Source organism: Actinocrispum sp. NPDC049592, from assembly GCF_040675465.1.
Lineage (GTDB): Bacteria > Actinomycetota > Actinomycetes > Mycobacteriales > Pseudonocardiaceae > Kibdelosporangium.
In genome coordinates, this window is record NZ_JBFAPA010000014.1 from 197,009 (window position 1) to 209,931 (window position 12,923).

Here is a 12,923-nt window from a genome sequence, read left to right on the forward strand (position 1 = left end):
TCCACTTAGGACAATCCGAGGAAGCGTTCGGCGTTGCCCCGGGTGATCTTCGCGCTGTCGGCGGGGGAGAGGAACTCGCTCTTGCGCACGACCTCGCCGACCGGGCGCTCGCCCAGCGGGTACGGGTAGTCGCTGCCCACCATCACGCGGTTGACCCCGACGGTGTCGACCAGCAGCCGCAGCGCGCGCTCGTCGAACACCACACTGTCCACATGGAACCGTCCCATGTAGTGCGATGGCGGGTACTCCGATGTGCCGATCACGTCATGCCGTTGGTGCCAGGCGTTCTCCATCCGGCCCAGCCAGAACGCGAACGAGCCGCCGCCGTGCGCGAAGCAGATCCTGAGCCGGTCGTCGATGTTGTCGAACACCCCGCCCAGCACCAGCGCGAGGATCGAAAGGTGCGTCTCGGCGGGCATTCCGGTCAGCCACTGGGCCATCCACCGGTTCACCCGAGGCGAGCTCGGCATGTCCCACGGGTGCACGAACACCGGCACGTCCAGGGAAGCGCAGTGCTGCAGGAAAGTCACCACTCCGGCGCTGTCGAGGTCCAGATCGCCGACGTGGTTGCCGATCTCCACGCCTCTGTGTCCATTGGCGACCGAGCGTTCCACCTCGCGGCAGGCGGCATCGGTTTCCTGCAGCGGAACCTGGCAGAACGGGAGCAGCCGGCCGGCCGCGGGCGCGGCGATCTCCAGCGCGAGGTCGTTGAAGATCCGGGACACGGCAGTGGCTTCCGGACCTGGCAGTCCATAGTGGAAGAACGCGGGTGTGGGGGAGACGACCTGGATGTCCACGCCGTCGGCGTCCATGTCGGCCAGCCGCAGGCCCGCGTCCCAGCAGTTGGCCTGGATCCGGCGGAACTCCCGGGAACCGAGCATGATCATGGCGTCCGACTCGGACTCCACCCGCAGCCACGGCGCGTCCGGGCCGACCGTGTCGGTCAGGTCCGGCCAGCCGGACGGCACGTAGTGGGTGTGGACGTCGATGATGCCCTCGGTCATGGGGTCACCTTCCGCGCGATGGCCTGGATCTCGATCAGCAGGTGCGGGTGGGGCAGCTGGTGCACCGCGACGGTGGTCCGGGCGGGCCCGTCCTCGTCGAAGTACTCGGCGTAGGTCTCGTTGTACCCGCCGAAGTCGTTCATGGACACCAGGAAGGTCGTGATCTGCACGACGTCGGCCAGCCCGGCGCCGACCTCCGCGAGGATCGCCCGGAGGTTCTCGATGACGGCGCGGGTCTGCTCGCGGATGTCCAGCCAGGTCGTCCCCAGCTCGTCGACGTCGACCCCGGCGAACGTGTTGTCCGGGCGGCGCGAGCTGGTGCCGGACACGAAGATCAGGTCGCCGGCGAGCTTCACGTGCGGAAACCGCCCCCGCGGCCGCGCGAGCCCGGCGATCGTGCGTGCTGTCATCGTCCCACTCTCACCCGGCACGCCATGCCGGGCAAATACCAATCCGGCACCGAGCCATACCCACCCGGCTATGTCGCCCTATGCCCGAATGGGTATGGCTGGGCGGCGGTTCGGCATTTGTGCGGGTGCTGAGCCGGCCTTCACAGTTCTACGGCATCGGACCACCGACCCGGGTAGGAGACATGGACGAGCCAACCGCCCGCGGCCCGGTGCCGCCGAGGAAGATCGCCATCGCGACGCTCACCGGCGCGACGCTGGAATGGTACGACTTCTTCCTGTACGGCACCGCCTCCGCGTTGATCTTCAACAAACAGTTCTTCCCGTCGCTCTCACCCACCGCGGGCACCCTGGCGGCGTTCAGCACGTTCGCGGTGGGCTTCATCGCGCGGCCGCTGGGTGGTCTGGTATTTGGGCATTTCGGTGACCGGATCGGGCGAAAGATGACCCTGGTCGTGTCCCTGCTGCTGATGGGCATCGGCTCGACTCTCATCGGTGCGTTGCCGGGGTATGCCACGATCGGGGTATGGGCGCCCGTGCTGCTGGTCCTTTTGCGGGTCATCCAGGGCGTCGGTCTTGGCGGTGAGAACGCGGGCGCGAACCTCCTCGCGATGGAGCACGCCCCCGATGATCAGCGCAACCGGTACGCAGGCTTCCCGCAGATGGGTACCCCAGCGGGCCTTGTTCTGGCCAACGCCGTGTTCCTGTCGACCAGCACGATCATGCCCGCGGCGGCCTTCACCGTGTGGGGTTGGCGGATCCCGTTCCTGCTCAGCGCCGCCCTCGTGGTGGTCGGTCTGGTGATCCGGATGCGGGTGACCGAGACCCCGTCGTTCGCGCACGCAACGAAGGTGCGGTTCCCGTTGAAGGACGCGTTGAAGGTGGGGCCTTCCCGGTTGCTCCTGACGTTGCTGGCGGTGATCGCGAACTCCGCGGTGGCTTACCTGTTCATGGTGTTCAGCCTGTCCTACGGGACCACGAAACTGGGGCTGGACCGGCAGTTCCTGGTGTTGACCGTGACCGGGTCGGCGGTGTTGTGGTTCTTCGGCATTCCACTGTGGACGCGTCTGGCCGACCGAAGTGGCCGCCGGACCATGTTCCTGGTCGGATCGGTGGCGCTGTTGGTGTGGGCGGCGGTGTTCTTTCCGTTGCTGGACACCAAGAACACCGCGGTCGTGGTGTTGGCGATGGTGGGTATGGGTCTGATTGTGCCGGTGACCCACAGCGTTCAGGGCGCGATTGTGGCGGACACGTTCCCGGCGAACGTCCGGTACTCGGGGTCGTCGTTGTTGCTGCAGCTGGGTTCGCTGCTGGGTGGTGGGCTGGCGCCACTGATCTCGACGGCGATCGGCACGTCGAGCGGGATCACCACGTACATCGCGCTAGTGTGCGCGGTCAGTTTGGTGAGCGCTGTCGGGCTGTTTAGGCTGCGGTCGGGTGTTGCTGCCGAACCAGCGGTCGCTCCGGCCTGATGGACTTGGCGGCCCGAGCGTCCACCGTCCGGGTCACGGCCATTCGTCACCCCACTTGACGTCCCGGGCCGCGCGGTAGGGCTCTGGGTTGCGTTTGGTCACGAGGGTGTCCTCGAGCTTCCCGTCGCCGGTGCACAGCCGCAGCGAGACCAGGCCTTTGCGTTTCTGTGGGTGCCGCAGGATCCGGTTGGCCGCGCGGTCGTATGGGACGGCGGACGCGGCGATGTAGGAGAACTTCTCGTCCTCGAAGTTGAGCACGCCTTCCTTGATCACCTGGTGGTGGCCGAGGCGGGGGAGCCGGGCCGCGAAATGGCACCAGTCGCGGCCGCGGGGGATCGGGCACGTCTCGGTGTGCGGGCACGGGCCGACCAGCGACATGCCCAGGTCCAGCAGCACGTCCCGGGCGGCCACGATCCGCTCGTAGCCCGCCGGGGTGCCCGGCTCGATCAGCACGACCATGCCTGCCGAGCTGGCGAGCCACCGCACCGCGTCGGCCCGGGTGTGGTCCGGTAGTTCGCCTAGCACGTAGGAAAGGGTGACCAGGTCGGCCTCGGGGGCGGGTGTTGCCGGATCGATCAAGCCACGCCGCCACGCCGCTCGGCGGACCACGGGCGACCCGGCAGCCGAGGCCAGCCGCTTGCCCAGGGACAGCACCGGCTCGACCTGTTCGACGACGGTGACCGTGCTGAGCGACGGCCAGGTCTCGCACGCGGACCAGAGGGCGGTTCCGGTGCCGCCGCCGAGGTCCGCCATGGTCTTCGGCTCGAAACCGGGGGCCAGCCGGGCCGTCTCGGCCAGCACCGCGCTGACCGCCGCGAACGTCGCCGGCATCCGGTAGCCCGCGTACGCGGCCACGTCGAGGTCGGACTTCATGATCGGCTCGGTGGCGGCGCCGCCCTCCCGGTAGCGGGCGATCAGCCGGGTCACCGCCCGCGACAGGTCCGCCTGGCCGAACCGGCGCAACGCACCGTCCAAGGCGGACTGAAGGTCGTCTGGGATGGCCACCATGAGCGGCCATTCTGTCAGCCGGGCCCATCGCGGCGGACACAGGCTGCCAGAACGAGCACCTGCGCCCGCCGGCCGCGAATCCGGCTGTGACCGGCGGGGTGTTTCGCAGGGGTGGGCGAGTGGTAGCCGGGTGGGGATGCAGGGAGGTGTCATGCTGACGTTGGTCCATCCGGTGCCGCCGCCGCCCCCGGATCCGATCCCGGGCGAGCCCGGCCGGCCGATTCCGACCGACCCCGAGCCGATCCCGCCGGACCCGGGCCCGTTCCCGCCGGACCCGCTGCCCCCAGACCCCGGCCCGGACCGCCCGGTGCCCGTGCCCTGACGGCTCTCCGGCGTGGGGAGGACGCACCTGTCCCCTCCCGGTCGATGGTGTCACCACTGTTGACTGGGAGGGGACTTTCGTGTGGAGCCACGGGAATGTGGCGCTGGTCGGCATGTGCGGCCCGTGGCTGTCAACAATGGGGTTTTACTGAGGGCAGCACGGGGGGTGGTTCGAACCACCCTTTTGGGGTGGTGCGGGCCCCCGGATAGCGGATTCCCCGTTGGTCCGGATGGCTGGGAGGCTCGGTGGTGGTCCTAGCGTGAGTGTGAGGAGTCTGCTGAATGGCCAAGATCGCCGAACCGGTGCTGCGCAACGACTATCAGCGTTCGATCGCGGCGTACTGGAACGCCGAGCGGGACCCGGTGAACATCAGGCTGGGGGAGGTCGACGGGCTTTATCACCACCACTATGGGATCGGTGGCTACGACGCTTCGGTTCTCGGTGACGACCAGGCGATGATCGCGGAGATGCACCGCCTGGAGACCGCGCAGGCGGAGGTGCTGCTGGACCATCTCGGTGACATCCGGCCGGGGAACAGCCTGATGGACGCGGGGTCGGGCCGGGGCGGCACCAGCTTCATGGCGAACCTGCGGTTCGGCTGCGAGGTGGATGGGGTGAGCATCTCCGAGCAGCAGGTCGGGTTCGCGAACGAGCAGGCGCGCCAACGGGGTGTGAGCGACAAGGTGCGGTTCCACTTCCGCAACATGCTCGACACGGGGTTCGAGACCGGGGCGAAGCGGGCGATCTGGACCAACGAGACCACGATGTACGTGGATCTGCAGCAGCTGTACGCCGAGTTCGCGCGGCTGATCCCGATCGGCGGCCGGTATGTGTGCATCACCGGGTGCTACAACGACGTGACGGGTGGGCGGTCGCGCGCGGTCAGCCAGATCGACCAGCACTACATCTGCAACATCCACCCGCGCAGTGCGTACTTCAAGGCGTTGGCGGACAACGGGTTCGTGCCGATCAACGTGGTCGACCTGACCGCCGCGACGATCCCGTACTGGGAGCTGCGCGCGCAGTCGTCGGTGGCCACCGGGATCGAGGACCCGTTCCTGACCGCGTACAAGGAAGGCAGCTTCCACTACCTGCTCATCGCTGCCGACCGGATCTGATCCCGATGACCACAGTGGACACTCGGTGCACGGCCCCCCGCGTGCGGGGGCCGTCCGGGCTTGGCACGTCCGCGGCCCGGGTGCTGCTGCCCGGCCCGGGCTACGCCGAACGGTCGTGGGGCGACGGAACCGGTCCGCCCCTTTATGTCCCGGTTGTCGAACGGATCAACGACGCGCTGGCCGAGGAGGTCAACCAGCGGCTGATGGGGTGGGCCGCGGACTGCGGGTTCCCGGACGACCAGGTCGAGCTGATGGGCAAGGGGGGGTTCGGGCGGCTGGCGATGCTCGCCCACCCGGACACCGACGACCCGGACCGGCTGCTGATCGCGGCCCAGCTCAACGCGGCCTGGTGGGCGGCGGACGACTTGTACGCCGACGACAGCGAACTCGGTGCCACGCCGACGGAACTGCCGCCGAGACTGGCGCTGGTGATGGCGGCGATGGACCCGGTCGCGACCGCGGGCGAGTTCACCGAGCAGCTCACCGAGAAGCTGCGCGGCGAGCCGATCCTGGTCGCGCTCAACTCGGGCATCAACCACCTCGCCCGGCATGGCTCACCAGCGGTGGTGCAACGGGTCTGCTACGCCACCTTCGCGATGTTCGTGTCGTGGAACGCTTACGCCGCATGGCGGTTCACCGAGTCGTACCCGCCGGCGTGGGAGTACCTGGCCGCGCGCCAGCACGACAGCTTCTACACGTCGATGACGCTGATCGACGCGGTCGGCGGCTACGACCTGCCCGCGGAGATCTACTACGAGCCGCGGGTGCGGGAAGCGTTGATGCAGGCCGGAACCGCGTCGGTGATGGTGAACGATCTGTTCTCGGTGGCGAAGGACGCGGCGGACGAGAAACCGGTCTGCAACATGGTCCTGCAGATCGCCGCCGACCGGGACTGCTCGATCGAGGAGGCGACCCAGGTCACCGTCGACCTGCACAACAAGCTGGTCCGTGACTTCGAGGCGCGGCACCAGGAACTGGCGTCGTTCCCCTCGCTGGAGCTGCAACGGTTCATGCGGGGCATCCGGTCCTGGATGGGCGGCGGGTTCGAATGGCACGAGACCAACCCGCGTTACCGCAGTTCACCCTCCACAGTGGATAATTGATCCCGGACATGGGCGGCTTCCCTGGTTCGTTGCTGGTCCTCCAGCATCGCCAGGGAATGCCGCCAGAGTGAGACCGCCTCCGCCCGGTCGCCGAGCGCGAGGCGGGTCTCCGCCAACCGGGTCAGGAAGTCCGCCTCGTAGTCGACGTGACCCAGCTCGCGGGCAATGGCCAACGCCTGCTCGTAGCGCTGCAGCGCCTCGTCGTACCGGCCCATCTGGTGCGCGATGAACCCCAGGCTGTCTATTGTGGCCGCTTGACCGTCAAGGTCCCTGGCGTTGCTGTGCAAGGCAAGCGCGGCCTCACACGCGATCTGCGCCTCCTCGAACTCACCCAGCTGCGCGGACAGCCAGCCGATCATGTTGTAGGCGCGAGCGCCCCACACCCACAGGTTCAGCTTCTCGAACAGCTTCAGCGCTTGGCGCGCGTGCTCCCGGGCCTCCCTGCTGTTGCCGTCCCGTGCCCACGCCTGCGAAATCGTGTGGTGGATGTACGCAGCGTCCTCGTCGCGGTGGCTCAACGCCAACGCCTGGTACAGCAGCTCCCGTCCTCGTTCGGGGTCACCCGCACGGCCGAGCGCGTGCCCGGCCATCCGAAGCGCCTGCATGCGCGCCAACGGTTCGCCAAGCCGCTCCGAAGCGGTCAACGCTGCCTGGGTCGTCTCCACGTCGTGTCCATTGTGGCCTCTGCGGGTGTGGTAGGCGACGAGCGTCGACGCCAGGTGTATCACCGTCCAGTGCCAGCCTTGGGCCGCGGCGAGTCGCTGAGTTGCCAGCAGGCAAGCATGTTCCCTGTCGAACCAGGGCAACGGATCGGCCAAGGCGAGCGGCTCGACGCTGGGCGGCTCGAGCTCGAGCCGGGCCCGATGCGGGTTCAGCGAACGTTCGCCCGCATAAGCGGTGTGCAGGTAGAAGTCCACGATCCGGCGCAGCGCGGGCTCGACGTCCTTGGCTTGTTCCGCCGCGTGCACACGAGTGAGGTCGTGCATCCGGTAGCGGCCGGGAACGTGCTGTGTCACCAGGGAAACGCGTTCGAGCGCCCGCAACACCGCCGCGGTCCGCTGTCGTGACAGGCCAGTGAGGGCGGTGGCCGCGGCGAGGCTGATGTCCGGGCCGGGAGCGTGCCCGAGCAGACCGAACACGGTGGACTGTTCCTCGGTCAGCGCCGAGGCCGACCAGGACAGCACCGCGCGAAGGCTCGGTTCGTTGTCCAGCAAAGGTCGCAGCCCATCGACCAACGACGACAACGGGAAGTCGGGATAAGTCTGCGCCCGCCCGGCCACAATGCTCAGTGCCAACGGCAAACCCGCACACACCGCCAGGAGTTCATCCACCGCCTCAGGCTCGGCGGCAAGCCGCTCCGAACCCAGCCGTGCCGCCAACAGCGCGCGAGCGTCCACATCGTCCAGAACGTCGAGCGGCAACGGAAGCGCACTGTGCGTGGTGACCAGGCCGGCGAGCCGGTCGCGGCTGGTGATCAGCACCGTACAGGTCCGGCCGCCCGGCAGCAGCGGCCCGACCTGAGCCGCGTCCACGGCGTTGTCCAGCACGACGAGCATTCGCTTGCCCGCCACCAGGCTCCGGTACAGCGCGGCCTGCTCGTCCACGTCCGCGGGAATGTCGTTGGCCGCCACGCCAAGCGCGTGCAGGAACCCGCGGACGGCTTCGTGGGTCGGCATCGGCTTGCCGGACGGATCGAACCCGCGCAGGTTCACGAAAAGCTGGCCGTCGGGGAACCGGTCGCTGTGGTCATACGCCCATTGCAACGCCAGCCAGGTCTTGCCGACCCCGCCCGCGCCGCCGATCGCCGAGATCACCACGGCCGAGTTGTCCTGGTCCACCGCCTTGGTCAGCCGGCTCAGCTCGGTGGTCCGGCCGACGAAGTGCCTTGGTCCGCCGAGCAACTGGCGCGGCAGCGGCGTCTTGTCCCCACCCAGGATCTGCTGGTGCAGTTCCTGCAGCTGTGGTCCCGGATCGACGCCCAGCTCCGCGGCCAGGGAGTCACGGATCCGTTCGTACTGCAGCAAAGCCTCCTGCCGATGGCCGGCCCGGTAGTGTGCGAGCATCAGCTGGCGGGCTCGGCGTTCGTCCAGCGGGGCCACCAGTTCATCCAGCCTGGAGATCACCTTGGCGTGCTCGCCCAGGCTCAGCCATGCGTCGGCGAGATCGAGCTGAGCAACATACCGTTGCGTCGTCAGCGTTTCACGCAGGTTCGCCAGCCACGGTGTGTCCATTCCGGACAACGGCTCGCCGGTCCACAACGCAAGCGCCTGCTCGAGCAGTGCGGCCGTCTCGACGTCATCGGACACGATCTGCGCGCCCGCGATCAGATCCTGGAACCGGTGCAGGTCAACGGAATGCGGGTCGGCGCTGAGCAGGTAACCGCCGGACCGCTGGGTGATGCTCACGCCCGGCAGCGCGGTGCGGATCAGCGAGATGTAGGTGTGCAGCGCGGGGCGGGGACGTTTCGGCAGGCCGTCGCCCCAGACGCGGTCCGCCAGCACGTCCAGGGGCACAGGTTTGTTCAGGTCCACCAGGAGCGCGGTCAGCACACTGCGGTGCTGACCGCGCCGGATCTCGGCCGGCTCGCCGCCGATGAGGACCTGGAACTCCCCCAGGAGCCGGAACTGAACGGACACCAGGCGATATTAGGGCGTCAGGCTCGTTCGTACGGCGTCAGCTCACCCGCCTCGACCGCGAACGGCAGCCGGTTGCCGGCCGGGGGCAGCGGGCAGGTGGCGAAGTCGGTGAACGCGCAGGGCAGGTTCACCGCCCGGTTGAAGTCGAGCGTCACCGTCCCGTCCTCGTCCGGTTGGGCCACCGCCAGCGACCGGTTCGCGGCATATGTCGTGACTCCGCTGGTGCCGTCGGTGAACAGGATGTCCAGGCCCACGCCGTCCTTCCCGTTGAACGCGGTCAGCGTGTGCTCGGCGCCGTCATGCGAGAACCGCACCACCCCAGGCGCGATATACACATGGCTCAGGCCTTCGACGACCGCGCCGACCGTCGTGGCACGCGGCGAGTCGAACGGCTCGTACCGGCCCTGCACGACCCACTGCTCGCCGGGTGCGTACGCGGGCACGCCACGGAAGTCCGCCAGCGTCTTGGCTTTCGGGTCGTGCACGCGGATCAGGTACCCGGACCGCCGCGCCACCTGGATCTCGAGGTCCCCGGCCACCACGCGGGTGCCCTTGCCGCTGTTGACCAGCTCGAACCGCCGCACCCCGGTCAGCGTCTCGCCGTCGTGGGTCAGCTCGGCGCCTTGCGGGTCGACGTAGGCGGCGTCCGCGTCCTGCCACCACAGCCCCGGCAGGTCGCCGTACTTGCGCGGCGTGTCGTCCAGCCAGTCCAGGGACACCAGGGCCAGCCAGCCGTACGGGTCGGCCAGGTCCCGTTCCCGCTGGTCGTGCCAGGCCTGCCAGTCGTCTTCGAATGCGCTCATCGCCACTCCCTTCCGCATCAGGGCAACGGGTGTGCCACCCGGCTATTCCCGATCCCACTCCGCGGGAGGCGTGGTTTTGGAGCAGCCGCTCTGTTACTGTCCGGTAATGCCCCGGCCTCGCGTCCACGACCTGGACCGGCTGCTCGATGTGGCCGAGCAGCTGGTCGCCGATGTGGGTGCCTCCGGCGTCACGGTGCGGGGTCTCGCCGCGGCCACGGGCGTGTCGAACGGGTCGATCTATCACGCTTTCGGGTCCATCAATGCACTGCTCGCCCGAGTGTGGCTGCGGGCAGCGACCGACTTCCTCGACCTGCAGGCGGAGCTCGCCGAAACACCCGATCCGGTGAACGCGGTCGTCGCCGTGGCGGACGCGACGGCGTTGTTCGCCGAGCGCAGGCCCGAAGCGGCCCGGATGCTGCTGACCGTGAAGAGGGACCACCTGCTCGGCCCGCAGCTGCCGGACGAACTGGCCGACGCCCTGATCGCCCTGGACAAACGCGTGGTGCGCGTGCTGGTCCTGCTGTCCCGGAAACTGTGGGACCGGCGGGACGCGCGAGCCGTCGAGGTGCTCACCACCTGCGTCGTCGACCTGCCGGTCGCGTTCTTCCGCCGTGCCCTGGCCGAAGGCGCGCCGATCAGCCAGGACTCCCGTACAAGGCTCGCCGCCGCGGTCCGCGCGGTGCTCGCCCTCCCCCCCCCCGACCACAAAGGACTGAAGATGCCGGACTCCGTGTACGTGCTGTCGCTCGGCGACGATGAGAACCGGTTCTCGCCGGACTGGCTCAAGAAGGTGCACGCCGAACTGGACGCCGTCCTGGCCGATCCCGCCCCGGTGGCGGTGCTGACCACCGGCGGCGGCAAGTTCTACTCCAACGGTCTGGACCTGGACTGGCTGATGGCCCACGGCGACCAGGCCGAGCAGTACGTGGCCGACGTTCAGGAGCTGCTCGCCCGCGTGCTGACCTTCCCGGTGCCGACCATCGCGGCGGTGAACGGGCACGCGTTCGGCGCGGGCGCGATGCTCGCGATGGCCCACGACTTCCGCGTCATGCGCGCCGACCGGGGCTACTTCTGCTTCCCGGAGGCGGACATCAACATCCCGTTCACCCCAGGCATGGCGGCCCTGATCCAGGGCAAGCTCACCCCGGCCGCGGCGATCGCGTCGATGACCACTGGCCGGCGCTTCGGCGGCCCGGACGCCCAGGCCATCGGTCTCGTCGACGCCACCGCCCCGGAGACCGAGCTGGTGACGCAGGGCGCGGACGTCGTCCGTCCGTTGGCGGGCAAGGACCGCGGCACGCTGGGCGCCATCAAGTCGACGATGTTCGCCCAGGCCGCGGCCGCCCTCCGCGGCTAGCGGACCACTCGGTAGGTGGCGTGGATGACCGTCTTCGACGGCACGACCGCGACCTGCTCGAACGTGGTGTCGCCGATGTCGTCGAGCAGGCGCTCGCCGCGACCCATGATCACCGGGGTGATGTGCAGGGTCAGCTCGTCCAGCAGACCGGCCTGGAGGAACTGCCGGATCGTGCTGGCCCCGCCCGCGACCGAGACGTTCTGGTCGCCAGCGGCCTCCCGCGCCTGCTTCAACGCCGAGTCGATGCCGTCGGTGACGAACGTGAAGGTCGTGCCCTCCATCACCAACGGCTCACGCGGGTGGTTGGTCAGCACGAAGACCGGGGCGTGGTAGGGCGGCTCATCGCCCCACCAGCCCTTCCAGTCCAGGTCCCACTCACCCCGGCCGGGACCGAACATGTTGCGGCCCATGATGAACGCGCCGCCCTGCCCGATCGCCTCGACGGCGTCGTCGTCGACGGTCCGCTCACCCTCGCCGCTCCACGTCGAGGTCGCGAACATCCATTCGTGCACGCGGGAACCGCCCACGCCGATCGGCGCCTCCAGGCTCTGGTCCGGGCCGGCGACGTAGCCGTCGAGGGAGATCGCGATGTTGCTGATCACTTTGCTCATGCCGGGTAGACCAGCCGCTCGCGGAAAACTCATCGCGGGTGGTGTCCCCGGCCGGAACGGCGAACCGATCCGCTTGTCGATCAGCGTGCTCCGTGCCTCCCCGGGTGTGGAGGGCGGTCACAGGTCGAGTTCGACCCAGGCGGGGTCGTGGTCGCTGCCGTCGCCGCCGAGGTGTACGCGGCGGTTGATCCCGGCTTGCACGAGGCGTTTCGACAGCTTGGTGCTGAGCCAGATGTGGTCGAACAACTCGTAGTCCGCGGGTTTGCCGGACTCCTTGAACCGGTGGGTCCACGGCCGGGCCGGCGCGGGCGGGTTGTCGCTGGGGGCGGGCGGGTTCTCCACGGCCGCGGCCAAACCGTCCACTAAGGACAGCCCGGCGATCATCGGGGTCAGGCAGTCCGAGGTGGGCGGGTCGTTCATGTCGCCGACGATCGCGAAGCTGCCGTCCGGGCGGGTCCGTTCGGCGACGATCCGTGCCACGACCTCGGCCTGTTGCTTGCGTCGTTCGTTGGCCGCCTTGGCTCCGGCGACCTGGTCCTCGCCGAACGGCACGAAGTGACTCTTGAGATGGTTGTTGTACAAGGTGAGCAAGTGCTTGGTGCGGCTCGCGTTGTAGATCTCGACCTCTAATAAATCCCGGGAGAATACCGGGTCGGTGTCGGCCGGGGCGTGCACCGCATGGCGCCAAGATGTGACCGCGCCGATAGGTAACCGTGACATGACACCGACATCGATCAGGCGCGGGTCGTTTCCCTCGACGAGTACGACGTGTTTGTAGCCGAGGTCGGCTAATTCGGTGCGGGCGAACGCGGTCAGCGTGTCGACGTCCTCGACCTCCTGCACGGCGAGCACGTCAAGATTCATGGCCTTGATCCGGGCGGCGAGTTTGTCCCGCCCGGCCTGGGGTTTGCCGCTCACCAGGCGGCCCTGGTACTTGCGCAGCCGGAACTTCGTCGGGTCGTCGAAACGGAACTCGGTGACAGCTTCGATACCGGTACCGTCCGGGATCTCCGCGGTGAAATTGAACCGGGAAAAGAGGTTGTTGAGGTTGAAAGTACCAATCCGGATACCCATGAGGTCCT

At 68.5% G+C, this 12,923-nt stretch carries 12 protein-coding genes and 1 pseudogene; 6 read left to right on the forward strand and 7 right to left on the reverse strand.

Annotation, left to right across the window (positions count from 1 at the left end; all coding sequences use genetic code 11):
- Positions 1-5 precede the first annotated feature (5 nt).
- On the reverse strand, positions 6-1,004 hold the full coding sequence (locus AB0J95_RS31600; protein WP_364765915.1) for an amidohydrolase family protein: 999 nt from the start codon (positions 1,002-1,004) through the stop codon (positions 6-8).
- Positions 1,001-1,414: a RidA family protein gene (locus tag AB0J95_RS31605; RefSeq protein WP_364765918.1), complete on the reverse strand. Its 414-nt coding sequence runs from the start codon at positions 1,412-1,414 to the stop codon at positions 1,001-1,003. The genes AB0J95_RS31600 and AB0J95_RS31605 overlap by 4 nt, the downstream gene beginning before the upstream one ends.
- 182 nt (positions 1,415-1,596) lie before the next feature.
- Between AB0J95_RS31605 and AB0J95_RS31610 the strand changes: the two genes are divergently transcribed.
- The gene (locus tag AB0J95_RS31610) at positions 1,597-2,883 is read left to right on the forward strand and encodes an MFS transporter (protein WP_364765921.1); all 1,287 of its coding nucleotides are present in this window, start codon (positions 1,597-1,599) and stop codon (positions 2,881-2,883) included.
- A gap of 33 nt (positions 2,884-2,916) precedes the next feature.
- Here the strand turns inward: AB0J95_RS31610 and AB0J95_RS31615 are convergent, their stop codons facing one another.
- A complete protein-coding gene (locus AB0J95_RS31615; protein WP_364765924.1) occupies positions 2,917-3,891 on the reverse strand; it encodes a small ribosomal subunit Rsm22 family protein in 975 nt (324 codons plus the stop codon).
- Between the two features lie 151 nt (positions 3,892-4,042).
- Between AB0J95_RS31615 and AB0J95_RS31620 the strand changes: the two genes are divergently transcribed.
- The 3 genes from AB0J95_RS31620 to AB0J95_RS31630 all read left to right on the forward strand — a co-directional run bounded on the left by AB0J95_RS31620 (position 4,043) and on the right by AB0J95_RS31630 (position 6,434).
- Positions 4,043-4,213, forward strand: coding sequence for a hypothetical protein (locus AB0J95_RS31620; protein WP_364765927.1), 171 nt, complete (start codon positions 4,043-4,045; stop codon positions 4,211-4,213).
- 281 nt (positions 4,214-4,494) lie between these two features.
- Positions 4,495-5,331 (forward strand): geranyl diphosphate 2-C-methyltransferase, encoded by an 837-nt coding sequence (locus tag AB0J95_RS31625; protein WP_364765930.1) that lies wholly within the window; start codon positions 4,495-4,497, stop codon positions 5,329-5,331.
- A gap of 5 nt (positions 5,332-5,336) precedes the next feature.
- Positions 5,337-6,434, forward strand: coding sequence for a family 2 encapsulin nanocompartment cargo protein terpene cyclase (locus AB0J95_RS31630; RefSeq protein WP_364765933.1), 1,098 nt, complete (start codon positions 5,337-5,339; stop codon positions 6,432-6,434).
- On the opposite strand, the gene AB0J95_RS31635 is transcribed toward AB0J95_RS31630, so the two are convergent.
- Both AB0J95_RS31635 and AB0J95_RS31640 read right to left on the reverse strand, forming a co-directional pair.
- Positions 6,401-9,070: a BTAD domain-containing putative transcriptional regulator gene (locus AB0J95_RS31635; protein ID WP_364765936.1), complete on the reverse strand. Its 2,670-nt coding sequence runs from the start codon at positions 9,068-9,070 to the stop codon at positions 6,401-6,403. The genes AB0J95_RS31630 and AB0J95_RS31635 overlap by 34 nt on opposite strands.
- A gap of 17 nt (positions 9,071-9,087) precedes the next feature.
- Positions 9,088-9,873: a DUF1684 domain-containing protein gene (locus tag AB0J95_RS31640; RefSeq protein WP_364765939.1), complete on the reverse strand. Its 786-nt coding sequence runs from the start codon at positions 9,871-9,873 to the stop codon at positions 9,088-9,090.
- A 106-nt stretch (positions 9,874-9,979) separates the two neighbouring features.
- Here AB0J95_RS31640 and AB0J95_RS31645 point away from each other — a divergent pair.
- Both AB0J95_RS31645 and AB0J95_RS31650 read left to right on the forward strand, forming a co-directional pair.
- A pseudogene (locus AB0J95_RS31645) lies at positions 9,980-10,573 on the forward strand (helix-turn-helix domain-containing protein); the annotation flags it as partial.
- An 18-nt stretch (positions 10,574-10,591) separates the two neighbouring features.
- Positions 10,592-11,230 carry an enoyl-CoA hydratase/isomerase family protein gene (locus AB0J95_RS31650; protein ID WP_364766259.1) on the forward strand — a complete coding sequence of 213 codons (639 nt, stop codon included), beginning with the start codon at positions 10,592-10,594 and terminating at the stop codon, positions 11,228-11,230.
- Here the strand turns inward: AB0J95_RS31650 and AB0J95_RS31655 are convergent.
- On the reverse strand, positions 11,227-11,841 hold the full coding sequence (locus AB0J95_RS31655; RefSeq protein ID WP_364765942.1) for a dihydrofolate reductase family protein: 615 nt from the start codon (positions 11,839-11,841) through the stop codon (positions 11,227-11,229). The two genes, AB0J95_RS31650 and AB0J95_RS31655, sit on opposite strands and share 4 nt — an antisense overlap.
- Positions 11,842-11,958: 117 nt before the next feature.
- The gene (locus AB0J95_RS31660; protein ID WP_364765945.1) at positions 11,959-12,915 is read right to left on the reverse strand and encodes an endonuclease/exonuclease/phosphatase family protein; all 957 of its coding nucleotides are present in this window, start codon (positions 12,913-12,915) and stop codon (positions 11,959-11,961) included.
- Between the last annotated feature and the right edge of the window lie 8 nt (positions 12,916-12,923).